This window comes from Prochlorococcus marinus XMU1406, assembly GCF_017696055.1.
In the GTDB taxonomy this organism is placed as follows: Bacteria; Cyanobacteriota; Cyanobacteriia; order PCC-6307; family Cyanobiaceae; genus Prochlorococcus_A; species Prochlorococcus_A marinus_W.
This window is the reverse complement of the sequence record NZ_JAAORG010000001.1, coordinates 424,811-437,761: the sequence shown is the minus strand read 5'-3', so window position 1 is coordinate 437,761 and position 12,951 is coordinate 424,811. Positions and strand designations below refer to the sequence as shown.

At 32.5% G+C, this 12,951-nt stretch carries 17 protein-coding genes and 2 tRNA genes; 10 read left to right on the top strand and 9 right to left on the bottom strand.

Translation table 11 applies throughout. The features are described 5' to 3' along the window. Positions 1 to 78: 78 nt before the first annotated feature. The 4 genes from HA149_RS02535 to HA149_RS02520 form a co-directional block, all read right to left on the bottom strand. On the bottom strand, positions 79 to 288 hold the full coding sequence (locus tag HA149_RS02535; RefSeq protein ID WP_209112720.1) for a hypothetical protein: 210 nt from the start codon (positions 286 to 288) through the stop codon (positions 79 to 81). A 26-nt stretch (positions 289 to 314) separates the two neighbouring features. After that, positions 315 to 812 carry a YajQ family cyclic di-GMP-binding protein gene (locus HA149_RS02530; protein WP_209112718.1) on the bottom strand — a complete coding sequence of 166 codons (498 nt, stop codon included), beginning with the start codon at positions 810 to 812 and terminating at the stop codon, positions 315 to 317. 67 nt (positions 813 to 879) lie between these two features. Further along, positions 880 to 1,392, bottom strand: coding sequence for a DNA recombination-mediator protein A (locus HA149_RS02525; protein WP_209112716.1), 513 nt, complete (start codon positions 1,390 to 1,392; stop codon positions 880 to 882). A gap of 25 nt (positions 1,393 to 1,417) precedes the next feature. Continuing rightward, positions 1,418 to 2,527: a phosphotransacetylase family protein gene (locus tag HA149_RS02520; RefSeq protein WP_209112714.1), complete on the bottom strand. Its 1,110-nt coding sequence runs from the start codon at positions 2,525 to 2,527 to the stop codon at positions 1,418 to 1,420. Between the two features lie 156 nt (positions 2,528 to 2,683). On the opposite strand from HA149_RS02520, the gene HA149_RS02515 reads away from it, so the two are divergent. Further along, a complete protein-coding gene (locus HA149_RS02515; protein ID WP_209112712.1) occupies positions 2,684 to 3,403 on the top strand; it encodes an SDR family oxidoreductase in 720 nt (239 codons plus the stop codon). A 3-nt stretch (positions 3,404 to 3,406) separates the two neighbouring features. Here HA149_RS02515 and map read toward each other — a convergent pair whose 3' ends face one another. Further along, entirely contained in the window at positions 3,407 to 4,246 is an 840-nt protein-coding gene (gene map, locus HA149_RS02510; protein ID WP_209112710.1) for a type I methionyl aminopeptidase, read from the bottom strand. 95 nt (positions 4,247 to 4,341) lie between these two features. Between map and HA149_RS02505 the strand changes: the two genes are divergently transcribed. The 6 genes from HA149_RS02505 (at position 4,342) to gltX (ending at position 7,187) form a co-directional block, all read left to right on the top strand. Further along, a complete protein-coding gene (locus tag HA149_RS02505) occupies positions 4,342 to 4,650 on the top strand; it encodes a PepSY domain-containing protein (RefSeq protein ID WP_209112708.1) in 309 nt (102 codons plus the stop codon). A 32-nt stretch (positions 4,651 to 4,682) separates the two neighbouring features. Continuing rightward, entirely contained in the window at positions 4,683 to 5,153 is a 471-nt protein-coding gene (gene rplS / locus HA149_RS02500) for a 50S ribosomal protein L19 (protein ID WP_245154653.1), read from the top strand. Positions 5,154 to 5,205: 52 nt separating this feature from the next. Then, a tRNA-Trp gene (locus HA149_RS02495) sits at positions 5,206 to 5,278 on the top strand. 34 nt (positions 5,279 to 5,312) lie between these two features. Further along, positions 5,313 to 5,507 (top strand): hypothetical protein, encoded by a 195-nt coding sequence (locus HA149_RS02490; protein ID WP_002807701.1) that lies wholly within the window; start codon positions 5,313 to 5,315, stop codon positions 5,505 to 5,507. A gap of 149 nt (positions 5,508 to 5,656) precedes the next feature. Next, positions 5,657 to 5,730: transfer RNA gene (locus tag HA149_RS02485), tRNA-Asp, on the top strand. A 17-nt stretch (positions 5,731 to 5,747) separates the two neighbouring features. Then, positions 5,748 to 7,187 (top strand): glutamate--tRNA ligase, encoded by a 1,440-nt coding sequence (gltX, locus tag HA149_RS02480; protein WP_209112706.1) that lies wholly within the window; start codon positions 5,748 to 5,750, stop codon positions 7,185 to 7,187. Here the strand turns inward: gltX and HA149_RS02475 are convergent. From HA149_RS02475 to tsaD, 3 genes are all read right to left on the bottom strand, one after another. Next, on the bottom strand, positions 7,179 to 8,384 hold the full coding sequence (locus HA149_RS02475) for a cation:proton antiporter (RefSeq protein WP_209112704.1): 1,206 nt from the start codon (positions 8,382 to 8,384) through the stop codon (positions 7,179 to 7,181). The genes gltX and HA149_RS02475 overlap by 9 nt on opposite strands. 165 nt (positions 8,385 to 8,549) lie before the next feature. Continuing rightward, positions 8,550 to 8,726 (bottom strand): high light inducible protein, encoded by a 177-nt coding sequence (locus HA149_RS02470; RefSeq protein WP_209112702.1) that lies wholly within the window; start codon positions 8,724 to 8,726, stop codon positions 8,550 to 8,552. 5 nt (positions 8,727 to 8,731) lie between these two features. After that, a complete protein-coding gene (gene tsaD, locus HA149_RS02465; protein WP_209112700.1) occupies positions 8,732 to 9,802 on the bottom strand; it encodes a tRNA (adenosine(37)-N6)-threonylcarbamoyltransferase complex transferase subunit TsaD in 1,071 nt (356 codons plus the stop codon). 74 nt (positions 9,803 to 9,876) lie between these two features. Between tsaD and HA149_RS02460 the strand changes: the two genes are divergently transcribed. Together HA149_RS02460 and psaJ are read left to right on the top strand one after the other, a co-directional pair. Next, positions 9,877 to 10,431, top strand: coding sequence for a Photosystem I reaction center subunit III (locus HA149_RS02460; protein WP_209112698.1), 555 nt, complete (start codon positions 9,877 to 9,879; stop codon positions 10,429 to 10,431). 29 nt (positions 10,432 to 10,460) lie between these two features. Continuing rightward, entirely contained in the window at positions 10,461 to 10,595 is a 135-nt protein-coding gene (psaJ, locus tag HA149_RS02455; RefSeq protein ID WP_011862490.1) for a photosystem I reaction center subunit IX, read from the top strand. Positions 10,596 to 10,609: 14 nt separating this feature from the next. On the opposite strand, the gene gmk is transcribed toward psaJ, so the two are convergent. Continuing rightward, complete coding sequence (gene gmk / locus HA149_RS02450) at positions 10,610 to 11,164, bottom strand: guanylate kinase (protein ID WP_209112696.1); 555 nt, start codon at positions 11,162 to 11,164, stop codon at positions 10,610 to 10,612. Between the two features lie 73 nt (positions 11,165 to 11,237). Here gmk and HA149_RS02445 point away from each other — a divergent pair, with 73 nt between their 5' ends. Beyond that, on the top strand, positions 11,238 to 12,938 hold the full coding sequence (locus tag HA149_RS02445; RefSeq protein ID WP_209113913.1) for an NFACT RNA binding domain-containing protein: 1,701 nt from the start codon (positions 11,238 to 11,240) through the stop codon (positions 12,936 to 12,938). The last annotated feature ends 13 nt before the right edge of the window (positions 12,939 to 12,951 follow it).

Sequence of the window (12,951 nt, the reverse complement as noted above, 5' to 3'; positions counted from 1 at the left end):
ATAGACTAATTAGTGCATTAATAAGGCATTTAATTAAAATATTTTTTTAATAATTGTAAAATCTAATATAGAAATTATTTACTTGATATTTGATTTAAATTCTTGCAAAAGTTCTAAATAAAGTTCCTCATCTATCTCCCTAATGTCATATTCAGAAGGTAAAACTCCATGCTTATACTCATGTACCGCCATCCAACAAAATTTCTCTATTTCTTTGTTTGAAAAACGAGGATATTCTTTTACTTTATTAATCAATGATTTAATGAGAGATTCTGAATAATCTGACATACTTTAAAATAATCTTATTAAAGATCTTATCTAAAGTTATTTGCTTTTAGAGGAATATTAAAAGACTCTTCCAACTCACAAACAAGCTTAATTGCTAATTGAAGATCATTTTTGCTCTTACTAGCAACTCTGAGTGTTTCTCCATTGATGCTGACATTAATTTTTTTTATTTGATCTCTAATGTTTTTACTGATTTTTTTTGCAATTTCTTGCTTAATTCCTTGCTTTAATAAAATTGTCTGTTTTATTCTATTACCACTAACAATTTCAATTTCACCGTAGTCAAATATTTTTAAAGATAAGTTTCTTTTTATTGCCTTTTGTCTAATTATGTCATTAACAGCATTTAAGGTTAACTCGCTGTTAGTGATTATTATAATATTTTCTTTATCTAAATCAACTGAAGTGTCTGTACCCTTCAGATCATAACGTTGTGAAATTTCTCTTTTTACTTGATCCAAAGTGTTGACTAATTCCTGTCTATCAAAATCAGAAACTACATCAAATGAAAAACTTTCTGCCATAGTAAATTTGTTTAACGCTAAATATTATTAGCATAAATCATCTTTTAATAAGGGAAAATGGATTAATTTAATCAAAAAATAACAAACTAACCACTTTCCCCATTTCTTCCGCGCATCTACAACTATTTAGCAAAGTTTCACTATCGTGAAAGGCAAAGCATATTAATTGATCGCACCTAGTAATTATTTCCTGATTGCAAAGACTGCTTGCAAGTGGCAAAGGTAATTCATCATTTTCACTTTTTTCAACCAAATGCATAACCCTCTCAAGTTGTTCCTTTATTTCCGGTATTTGTCTATCAAGACTTTGTGGCAATAAGACAGTTAATAATGATGGATTAATATCTAAGACAGCTCGAATAACCGCTGCATTGACACCTTGAGATCCAGAAGTAAGGATATTATGTCCTTCCTCTGCTAAAGACCTTGCTATCAGCTCAATTAAGTGGATATCAACAACCGGTACATGTCTAGTACCTAAAAAAGCAATTCTCCTTTTCCCATTATCTTGGAGTTTTGCAAGTTCTTGAGCTAAGGCATCAACACCTTCAGTTGCTGGTAGATCTAGAGAGCGACTCAAAATAATAAAGTTCCTATATTTGAAATTAGCATTTATCTGAAAAATTGCAGGGAAAATCTATCTTTTCGAGAATTCTTTTTAGATTTACATGCTCTTGAACTAATTGAATAGCATAAGACGCTTTAATTGATTCATGAATCCTGACATGACCAAAAGCTTGTTCAATAATTTCTACTGTGGAAAGAGTATCTAATTCCACCTTTAAAATTGGGACCTCCAATTCCTCCGCTCTATGAATTAATTGTGACAAAGGGTCTCCTAAGCCAGTTAGGATCAGGCATTGAGTCGAAGCCTCCAAAGCAGCGAGTTGGATATCAGTTCTATCAGCTCCAGTAACTACAGCCATATTTCGTCTTCTCCTAAAAAATTCCATTGCAGAATTCACCCCCATTGCACCAATACTTAATGTCTCAACAAGTAATTGATCTTTTTCAGGACAACAAATCACTTGGGCATCTAGTCTTCTTACAAGCTCACCGACGGTGACACTTCTTAGAAGTGGTGATTTAGGCATCACCCCAAAAACTTCAATATCAAGATCTTTAAGAGAAGGGACTATTTCATTTTTAACTTTTTCGACTTCTTGCGGCAAAACTCCGTTCAATACAACTCCAGCCAATTTCTCACCCAATTGTTTTTTCGCATCAAGTAATGCATCCACACTTTTACAATCTTCCCATAAATTCACAATTAAAACTTTCGCATCTAAATCCTTTGCTAGTTGTTGCAGACTTAAGCCATAAATCATACCTTCATGAAGACTTCCAGCTGCCTCTAAAATATTCAGGCCTTCAAAATCATCATTAACCAATTCTTCAATCTGATCAAAACCTTTTCCTGGGAGTAAGTCTTTATTGAAGATTCTTTTTTCAGCTGAAATATTATCCAATAATCCTACTGAAGAAATTAAATTCTCCTCTTCGATATTTAAAGTTGATCCAATAAACTTGACATCATCATCTATTAATCCTTCATAAGACATTGAAGGAAGATTAGTAAGTTCAATACATGTTGCTAGCGGTTTTCCTATACGTACTTTTTTTTTCTTCTGTAAAAGTTTTTTTGCTATCCCAAGAACCATTGCAGACTTACCACTAAATGGCTCACATGAACCAATTAATAATATATCGCTCATAATTAGTAAAATTATTTATCAATAGGTTCAAGATAATATTTTTTTCAGAACTAAACAAATATTTATTTATGAGTTTTAACCAAATAAAAAAATAAATATTCTTTTTTTTGGTAAATTTATTTTAATTCTTTGGTATCTCATAAAAAATCAAGCAAAATGATAAATTCACCCAACAACGAAAAAACTATAGGAATTACTGGAGCCTCAGGTGCGCTAGGGAAAGAATTAACAAAGTTGTTTCGTCAAAAAGGATATAAAGTGATTGGATTTACTCATAGTAAAACTAATTATGAAATAAATCTTGAATCTCCAAACGAATGGATTAAATGGGAATGTGGGAAAGAGGCTTTATTAAAAAAACAATTAGAAAAGATAGACATTTTAATTTTGAACCATGGTATCTATGATTTGAGTAGAGCAAATTCCAATTATGAAAACTCAATAGAGATAAATGCATTAAGCAAATTCAAATTTTTAAATTTATTTGAAGATATTGCTCTAACCAATGATTCATTAATAAAAAAAGAGATTTGGATAAACACATCTGAAGCAGAAATATTCCCAGCCCTAAATCCTTCATATGAGATTAGTAAATCCCTTATTGGTCAATTAGTTTCTTTCAAAAAAAATCTTCTGGATCAAAATACAAAGAACAAATTAATAATAAAAAAAATCATCTTAGGGCCTTTTAAATCAGAACTAAATCCCATCGGAATAATGAGTCCCAAATTTGTTTCTAAAAAAATTTATAATTTAGCCAATTCAAAAAAATATTTAATAATAGTTAGTCCTAACCCTCTTACCTACATAGTTTTTCCATTGAAAGAGTTTTTTAATTTTTTGTATTGTCAAATTATCTACAAGTACAAATCATAGTGTCTAGAAATCTCTATCTGTCAATATTTCAATACCATCTTTTAAAACAACTATTGTATGCTCCCATTGAGCCGATAATTTTCCATCTTTTGTTATTACGGTCCATTTATCATTTAATGTTTTGCAAAATTTAGTCCCTTCATTAACAATAGGTTCCACAGCTAATGTCATTCCTTCACGAAGGACGACGTTGGGCAATTCTTTGGTCCGAAAATTAAATACAGATGGTTCTTCATGAAGATTTCTTCCTACTCCATGACCTGTATAGTCTTCCACAACACTAAAACCATTTTTTAAAACAATATCTTCGATTTCCCCAGCTACATCTAAAAGTGTATTCCCTGCTCTGATTTTCGAAAGCCCTGCATACAATGCTTTATAGGCTACATCACTAAGATTTTGAGCCTTTGGACTAACTTCTCCCACACAAATTGATATACAACTATCTCCATGGAAGCCATCTAAATATGCTCCTGTATCAATTTTAACTAAGTCACCATTTTTAATTATTTTATTTTTATTTGGTATTCCATGAACTACCTCATTATTGATACTTGAACAAATACTTGAAGGGAAACCATGGTAGCCCTTAAAACTTGGCACAGCTCCAAAACTTCTTATCCTCTTTTCTGCAAAATCATCTAAATCTTTAGTACTCATTCCAGGTTTAATTAAGTCATTAATTTCCCTCAAAACAGTTGCTACAATCCTGCTAGATTTTTTCATCAAATTTATTTCACGTGAAGACTTTATTTCAATTCCTCTTCTTCTCTGAATAAAAGGAACTTGATCATTACCCTTGGAATTATTTTTATTTAACAAAAGATCTGCAAAATGTCTCATTGGAATAAATAATAATAGTAGAAAAATATCTTCAAAATAGCCATTATTCTCTTGGCTATCTTAAATCTATCAGTAACAATAGGAAAGAAACAAAAATGAAAAATTTATTTAATTCTAGGCAATTTCATAAGGCTTTGGCGCCCTGGGTTTTTCTTCCATTATTTATATCCTCAATTACCGGTCTTCTTTATAGGGTTTCAAAAGATTTATTAGGGTACTCTAGAGAACAAGTTCATTGGTTAATGTCTCTCCATGAGGGCGAATGGCTTGGAGATAATGGAGAACTTATATACGTAATATTGAATTCCCTTGGAGTTTTATGGATGCTCATAACGGGATTCCAAATGTTTTCAAAAACAATTTCATTTACCAAAAAGGTTACTAAAGGCGAGTCAAAAGGTTAAGATATAGAACTTGTAGGATAAAAAAGACCCAAATGGCCAAAGAGAAACAAGAGAAGGAATTAGAAACCGGTATTGAGGCTGACGCATCGGTTGATGTAGCAGTTGAACAAGAAGGGGGGGAAATGGTTTCTGAAACTACCCTAACCTTAAGCCCGTCCAATCTAATTAAGGAATTTGAGAACGAACAATTAAAAAAAGAATTACCTGAAATTTATGTTGGGGATACTGTTAAAGTTGGAGTAAAAATTACAGAAGGTAATAAAGAAAGAGTTCAACCTTATGAAGGTGTTGTCATAGCAAAAAGGCATGGAGGTATTAACCAGACTATTACAGTTAGAAGAATTTTTCAGGGTATAGGTGTTGAAAGAGTATTTATGCTACATAGTCCACAGGTTGCCTCTCTAAAAGTTGAACGTAGAGGTAAAGTAAGAAGAGCTAAGTTATTCTATCTGAGAGATAGAGTAGGAAAAGCTACTCGCGTAAAACAACGCTTTGATCGATAAAGTTGTAATCTAATCAACTATTGGTCACAAAGGCGCTTATAATCATCTAAATGCGTCGTTAGTTCAGTTGGTAGAACGCAGGTCTCCAAAACCTGATGTCGGGGGTTCAAGTCCTCCACGACGCGTTTGATCAACAATATGTAAATCATTTTTCATAAGATGGAGTTAGACCTTCAACCCGGGGACGTAGTTAAAGTCCTAGAATCAGCAGCTTTAGGATGGGTTCGTGCAAGAGTCATCAGAGTTAAGTCTGGTGGGAGAGTTGTGGTACAAAGTGACCAAGGAAGAGAATTTACCGCTAGAGGCAATCAAGTTAGGTTGATAGAACCTGCTGGTTTTAGACCTCAAAAATAAATAGTTTTTTATACTAAGGTAGCTGTAAAACCAACTATTTCTGTAAATCCTCAAATTAATAAATTTTTTTTATTACAACACCATAAATTAAGTATTATGATCTGATAATTTTAAGAATGAAGTTCTAAATAAATTTAGAACAAAACTCTGGGACCGTAGTTCAACTGGTTAGAGCACCGCCCTGTCACGGCGGAAGTTGCGGGTTCGAATCCCGTCGGTCCCGTTTTTTCTAAAAGAAATTTGGAAAAACGTTTAAGACTAGCCCCCAGTCCAACGGGTTTATTTCATATTGGGACAGCGCGAACAGCTTTATTTAACTGGTTGTATGCTCAAAAAATAGGCGGAAAATTTCTTATCAGAATAGAAGATACAGATTTTCTTCGATCTAAATCTAAATATACAAAAAATATATTAGAGGGCTTAAAATGGCTTGGACTTAAATGGGATGAAGAACCTATAAAGCAAAGTGAACGAATTTCGATTCACAAAAGTTTCATTAAAAAGCTATTAGATTCTGGAGCTGCATATAGGTGCTTTACAACGGAAGATGAAATTTCTAAATTAAGAGAAGAACAAAAAAAGAAAGGTTTACCTCCAAGGCACGATAATAGACACAGAAGTCTTTCAAAAGAAGAAATAGAAACATTAATATCCCAAGGGAGGACTTCAGTAATAAGGTTTAAGATTGATGAAAAAATAGAAATTAAATGGGCAGATCAAATAAGAGGCGAAATCAAATGGCAAGGTAAAGACTTGGGTGGTGATTTGGTTTTATCAAGAAGGGCAAAGGGATATGAGATTGGAGATCCTTTATATAATCTTGCAGTTGTAGTTGATGATAATTTCATGAATATTACTCATGTTGTAAGGGGTGAAGACCATATCTCGAACACTGCAAAACAAATATTGATTTATAAAGCATTGAATTTTAATTTGCCAACTTTTTCACATACACCCCTAATCCTAAATAGTGCAGGAAAAAAATTATCTAAGAGAGATTGCGTTACTTCAATCGATGAATTTAGAGATATGGGATATTTACCAGAGGCCTTATCGAACTATATGGCCTTTTTAGGTTGGTCTCCAAAATCTGCTGACAGAGAAATACTTTCACTTGATGAGATATCTGAAATTTTTGACTTATCAGACATAAATAAAGCTGGAGCTAAATTCAGTTGGGAAAAACTTAATTGGATTAATTCTCAATATATAAAAAATATGGAATCAATAAAATTAACTGAGATCATTAAAAAATACTGGGATGATAATGGTTGGTTGCCGCCGTCTCAAGATTGGGCTTATAAATTAGCAATTTTGCTTAGAGACTCTATGACTCTTTTAAAAGATGCCATTGATCAATCAAAACCATTTTTCTTAATACCTCCAATTCAAAAAGAAGGTCAAGATTTTCTGAAAAATAATGATAGCAAACAATCTCTAAAATTAATCTTAAATTATTTAATTGAGCAAAATACTATAAAACTAGATAAAGATAAAGCAAAAGAAATAATAAATGAAATCTCAAAAATCCATAATGTTAAAAAAGGTATATTAATGAAATCATTAAGAGTAGCCTTTTTTGGATCTCTATGTGGGCCGGATTTAATTCAAAGCTGGGAGCTTTTCTCAGAGAATAAAACTGATATATCTAGAATTGAAAGATGTCTTAAATCAACCTAAATTATTTTTTTTGCCTAATTCAAGCCTATTCGCCAAAGGTTTAGCTGAAAGGCCTTGAATTCCTACTGTCATCAATATAGTAAGAAAAACTAAACCTTGGAGACGGCCAGCCCCTAGGATACCAGCCTGCTCCAATCTGATAGAAAAAAGAGAAGCTACCGCTGCAGTAACAATACCTCTTGGGGCTAACCAGGCTAAAAATATTTTTTCTTTTAAGTTCAATTCTCTTCCAATTGTTGCTATCGATATAGAAATAGGACGAACAATTACCATCAACATAAAAACGCAAACAAACCCTCCCCAGCCAAGCGGACTTAATTCACCCCAAGAAACGTCAGCAGCCAAAAGAGGGAAAAGAACTGTTATTGCTAATTGAGCTAATTCACCTATTAGATTATCCAATCTCTCCTTATCTATAACTTCTCTTTTACCTACAATAAAACCTGCCGCGACAGAGGCCGGCAAACCTGATTCTGGTAAAAAATATTCGCAAATTCCATACACAAGGAAAATAAATCCAAGGGTAACTTGAAGCTCTATACCAAATGAGGCTTCATTTTTTATTTTTTTTAAAATTTCTGATAGTAACCATCCTGCACTTAATCCAATTAAGACTCCTCCCCCTAATCTTTGCATTAATGCTATAAATACATCGTTAATCCCGCGTAGGTCCCCTAAAGTCAGTTCTAAAAGAAGTAATGCCAGCACTGCACCAATTGGTTCGAGCAACAAGCCCTCAGCTTTTAAAACTTCCGAGAGAGGGGAAGCTAATTTTATTTGTTCCACTAATGGAGAGACAACTGTTGGCCCAGTAGCTAGAACGATGGCGCTATATATTCCTGCAACTTGCCATGAGAGTCCTGCAAACCAATGAGCAATAAAAATTCCAGCTGATAATGAAATAAAAAGTCTTACTAATGAAATTTTCAAAACAGTATTTCTTATATTCCCCTCAGGCAGTTTTAAATTTAGTCCCCCTTCAAATAGAACCAAACAGACTAAAAGCCCCACAATAGTTTCAAGCCCTTGCCCGAGATCTAAAGGCTCAACTAGTCCTAAACCTGATCTTCCAATGAATAATCCAGAAAGCAATAAAATAACAACACTTGGGAATCCTGTAAAAGAAGAAAATAATCGAGCACAAGCACCTGCAAATACAGTTATTCCCCAAAGTAATCCGAGCCTTTCAGGCGTCATATAAAATTATAAATAATAAAAATATTAATTATTTTGATTAAATCAATAATCTTATCTCAAGTCCATTAAATACAATAACTTTTTAATTTAATTAATATGCTGAATAAAACTGAATCCAATCAAATCTCTCAAAACTACTTTTAATTAAAAGAAATTTGATTTCTATTAAGAAAATTGACTTATTAAAGCAAGAATAATAAAAATTACTCCTATACCAACAGTCGCCATCCTTCCATTCCATATCTCAGCTTGAGGGGTAAAACCTCTTTTCCATAAATTTAGTTCATTTTTGTCCACGAAGTTTTTTGTTTCTTTAATCTCGATTTTAGGTTGTTTGTTCATTGAAGTTAAAAAGGAGGATTTTCTTCGTAAAGGGTATTTGTTTGTTCAATTGATAGTCTTCCTGCGACACCTAATTTAAGTGAACTTAAATGATCCTTAAATTTGATTCTGAACAAAGCCGCTGCTCCAATCATCGCCGCATTATCGGTACAAAGATTAAGGGGGGCTAAATGAACTTTAATAGATTTTTTACTAGCTTCACTAATCATCATCTTTCTTAATGTATTATTAGCGGCAACTCCTCCAACAACAACAATATTATCCAAGCAATGATCTTTTGCACATCTTATAGTTCTCTCTACCAAAACCTCTGCGACTACTCTCTCAAAACTGGCAGCAATGTCAGGAACTGGAACGGCCTTCCCATCTAAATTTATTTTCTCAACTAATCTTAATACAGCAGTTTTAAGACCACTAAAAGAGAAATCGTATTTAAGAAATCCACCTTTTTTATCAGAAATCCTACATTTTGGTAAATTGAATTTCATTGGGTCCCCATTTTTAGCAATCTTTTCAATTGCCGGACCTCCTGGATAACTAAGGCCTAATAGTCTGCCAACCTTATCAAAGGCTTCTCCAGCAGCATCATCAAAACTTTTCCCAAGTCTTTGCATTCCCATTCTATCGTCAACCTTGATCAATTCAGTATGCCCGCCGCTAACAAGTAATGTAAGAAAAGATTTCTTTGGATAGTTTTCTGAAAATAGAATTGAAGACAAATGTCCCTCCAAATGATGAATTCCCAAAAATGGTTTTGAATGTAACATGCAAAGTGATCTTGCAGTTATAGAGCCAACTCGTAAACAACCAACTAATCCAGGAGCTACAGTTGATGCAATATAATCGACTTCCTCAATTTTGATTTTTGATTCTTCTAAAGCCTTATCTAAAACAAAAGGTAATAACTCTAAATGCTTTCTAGCTGCTAGTTCAGGCACAACTCCTCCCCATTTTGAATGATCTTCAATTTGAGAGGCAATTATATTTGAATGTATTCTGAAAGTATCCCCAGTATTAGAAACTATTGAGACAGATGTCTCATCACAACTTGTTTCAATAGCTAAAACTTTGTGCATATTTGATTCAACTTGTTCTATTTTAATATTAATTTCTTACTTATCACACTATAAGGAATTAAAGATTGCAACCTATGAAATTCTTTTTTTCAATCATAACCTCAGTTTTTCTGTTCCTCGGAATTACTCCAATTGCTCTAGCTGCCAATGGGCCTGCCTTAAACGAAGATAGAGCTAGCACAGAATATACAGCTTCAGCCCTCACAAAATGCTCTGAAAATCCTAAATTCATTGAGAGAGCAAATTCTGCAACTACTCAAAAAGACATCGCAAGATTTGAGAGATACGGAAAAGCATCATGCGGAGATGATGGTCTTCCACATTTAATAATTGGACCTCCTCTTGAGCCATGGGGAGCCCTTTTAAATAGAGGTCATGAAGGAGATTTACTTATTCCCGGAGTATTGTTTATTTATATTGCTGGAATTATAGGTTGGTCAGGGAGAGAGTATCTGATTGAATCAAAAAAGACTAAGAATCCAGCAGATCTTGAGATCATTATTGACCTAGACTTAGCCAGAAAATGTCTTGTAAAAGGAGCCCAATGGCCTCTTCTAGCTAATAAACAAGGTAGAAATGGAGATTTAAGAGAAAAAGATAACAATATTACACTCAATGGTCCTCGCTAAACATCTTTAAAAAAACTTTCATAAAACAAATGTTCAAAATTCTAAACACAAAATTTGTCAGATCTGCCCCAGTGGTAGCAGCAATTTGGCTAAGCCTTACGGCTGGAATAATTATTGAATTTAATAGGTTTTTCCCAGATTTATTATTTCATCCAATGAGCTGATAAAGAGAAAATAATCAAGTTTTTATGAACTTGATTATTTTTTTTGCTGTTTCATCAACATTGTGATTTATTAATGCAAAATCAAATTGATTTGATACTGCAATCTCATAATTAGCCCTTGAGAGTCTTTTTTCAATTGCCTCTTCTTTTTCTGTACCTCTACTTCTTATTCTTCTTTCTAACTCTTCTTTATCTGGAGGAAGTAAAAATATTGACAGTGAATTAGGAAACTTATTTTTTATTTGCCTTGCACCCTCTACTTCAATTTCAAGTAGTACGGTAAATCCTTTTTTTATTTTCTCATTAACAGAAGACAAAGGCGTTCCATAGTAGTTTCCAGCGAATTGAGCCCATTCAAGGAACATTTTTTGTTCAATCATTTCTTTAAACTTATCTTGATTTAAAAAGTAGTAATTTTCTCCGTCCTTCTCTCCCTCTCTAGGTTCTCTAGTGGTTGCAGATATTGATAGCCAAAAATTTTTTTCTTTCCCTAATATTTCTTTAACAATTGTTCCTTTACCCACCCCGCTTGGTCCAGTAAGGATAATAAGTTTTTTTTGATTTTTCATATTAAATTTTTTACAGTAAAATAGACGTCTTGTGAATTAAATAGGAATAATGCAAAAAGGTGTTCCACAGATAATGGATATTACATCTATTAGGTCTGTCTTGCATTATTTAGCAAAGAACATCTTACCTACAAAGTTCGAAACTGCCCAACAACCTGAGCCTAATACAATTCAATTATGTTTCAGAGGAATTGATTCTCAAACATGGTTAGAAGTTTCATGGAATGGAGACTCTCCTAGAATACTAAAGATAAACAAGCCAGTAAAGATTGGAAGAGAAAGCACACTTTCTAAACAAATAAGATACGGATTAAAATATATGGCTTTAATTTCGATTGATCAAGATGATTTCGAGAGAGTTATAAAATTTAGTTTTGCAAAAAAACCTGGAGAAGAAATTGATAAGTATTTAATTTTTGAATTAATGGGAAAACATAGCAATATTTTTTATTTGGATAATAAACATAAGATAATTGCAGTTGGCAAACAAATTAAATCAAGTCAATCTAGTTTTAGAACAATTTCAACAGGATCAATTTATTCTGGCCCTCCAGTCAATCTCAAAAAACAACCTAGAGAAGATGAGTCTTTTCGATCATGGAAAGACTCAATTTCAATAGTTCCTGAGTCTTTGAAATACTGCTTAATAAATACCTATCAAGGAGTTAGCCCTATCCTCACAAAACAATTAGAGGTTTTTAGCAAAACTAGCAATTCGGAAATAATGGAAAAAAATATCGATTTCATTAACAATTCAGACTTAAAGGAGATATTTAAAAATTGGAAGATTTGGATAAATAGTTTTAAAAACAATAACTTTAACTTTTCCATGTTTAATAAAGATTTTTATTGCGTTTGGTTTGTTGATCAAGAAATTAATTGCAAAAATAAAATAGATTTATGCACCAGTTTAGAGAATTATTATGATTATCATCTAAAACAAAAAAAAATTGAATTATTGGAAAAGAAAATTGAAGGGATAATTTTTAAACAGACCAATACTGAGAAAAAGAATTTAAATATTCAATATGATCTTCTTTCAAAATCAGAAAACTACGAGGTATACAAAGAAAAAGCTGACAATATATTCACTTCAAATGAAATTAAAAAACGAGATGTTATTAAAGGACAAAAACTATATAAAAAGTCAAAAAAACTTAAGAGATCAAGAGAATTGATAAAAGAAAGATTAAGCATTTACAAAACAAATATAAAAAGATTAGATGAATTTACTACACTTCTAGAAAATCTAAATTCTTTAAATCATGAAAAACTTTTAACTAGAATCAAACTACTCGAAGAAATTATGGAAGAAATTTGTAACGAATTTAATATCAATATCAAGAGGCAAAGAGAAGATAACAAAAGTACATCTGAGATACAATCTTCACCAATTCAAGTTGACACTCCAACAGGATTGAAGCTTCAGATAGGGAGAAACATGAGGCAAAATGACTTAATTAGCTTTAAGTTCTCAAAAAAAGGCGATTTATGGTTTCATGCACAGGAATCACCAGGCAGTCATGTAGTTTTGAAGTCTTCATCTCAGGTAGCATCTGAACAAGATCTTCAAATAGCTGCAGATTTAGCTGCTTTATTTAGTAAGGCAAAAAGAAACATTAAAGTTCCAATTAATTTAGTAAAGATTAAAGATTTGCAGAAAATCAAAAAAGGAGGGCCGGGTTGCGTTTCCTTTAAAGATGGAGAAATTATTTGGGGAAATCCTACAAGAGGAGAAGATTACATTAAAAAAAATCTTAAAAGAGTAATTTAGTTTATAATAAAAA

What these genes read in the sequence shown, in the direction of transcription:
- HA149_RS02535 (WP_209112720.1), bottom strand. Translation starts at nt 288, where the DNA reads ATGTCAGATTATTCAGAATCTCTCATTAAATCATTGATTAATAAAGTA.
- HA149_RS02530 (WP_209112718.1), bottom strand. Translation starts at nt 812, where the DNA reads ATGGCAGAAAGTTTTTCATTTGATGTAGTTTCTGATTTTGATAGACAG.
- HA149_RS02520 (WP_209112714.1), bottom strand. Translation starts at nt 2,527, where the DNA reads ATGAGCGATATATTATTAATTGGTTCATGTGAGCCATTTAGTGGTAAG.
- HA149_RS02515 (WP_209112712.1), top strand. Translation starts at nt 2,684, where the DNA reads ATGATAAATTCACCCAACAACGAAAAAACTATAGGAATTACTGGAGCC.
- map (WP_209112710.1), bottom strand. Translation starts at nt 4,246, where the DNA reads ATGAGACATTTTGCAGATCTTTTGTTAAATAAAAATAATTCCAAGGGT.
- HA149_RS02505 (WP_209112708.1), top strand. Translation starts at nt 4,342, where the DNA reads ATGAAAAATTTATTTAATTCTAGGCAATTTCATAAGGCTTTGGCGCCC.
- rplS (WP_245154653.1), top strand. Translation starts at nt 4,683, where the DNA reads ATGGCCAAAGAGAAACAAGAGAAGGAATTAGAAACCGGTATTGAGGCT.
- HA149_RS02490 (WP_002807701.1), top strand. Translation starts at nt 5,313, where the DNA reads ATGGAGTTAGACCTTCAACCCGGGGACGTAGTTAAAGTCCTAGAATCA.
- HA149_RS02475 (WP_209112704.1), bottom strand. Translation starts at nt 8,384, where the DNA reads ATGACGCCTGAAAGGCTCGGATTACTTTGGGGAATAACTGTATTTGCA.
- HA149_RS02470 (WP_209112702.1), bottom strand. Translation starts at nt 8,726, where the DNA reads ATGAACAAACAACCTAAAATCGAGATTAAAGAAACAAAAAACTTCGTG.
- tsaD (WP_209112700.1), bottom strand. Translation starts at nt 9,802, where the DNA reads ATGCACAAAGTTTTAGCTATTGAAACAAGTTGTGATGAGACATCTGTC.
- HA149_RS02460 (WP_209112698.1), top strand. Translation starts at nt 9,877, where the DNA reads ATGAAATTCTTTTTTTCAATCATAACCTCAGTTTTTCTGTTCCTCGGA.
- psaJ (WP_011862490.1), top strand. Translation starts at nt 10,461, where the DNA reads ATGTTCAAAATTCTAAACACAAAATTTGTCAGATCTGCCCCAGTGGTA.
- gmk (WP_209112696.1), bottom strand. Translation starts at nt 11,164, where the DNA reads ATGAAAAATCAAAAAAAACTTATTATCCTTACTGGACCAAGCGGGGTG.
- HA149_RS02445 (WP_209113913.1), top strand. Translation starts at nt 11,238, where the DNA reads ATGGATATTACATCTATTAGGTCTGTCTTGCATTATTTAGCAAAGAAC.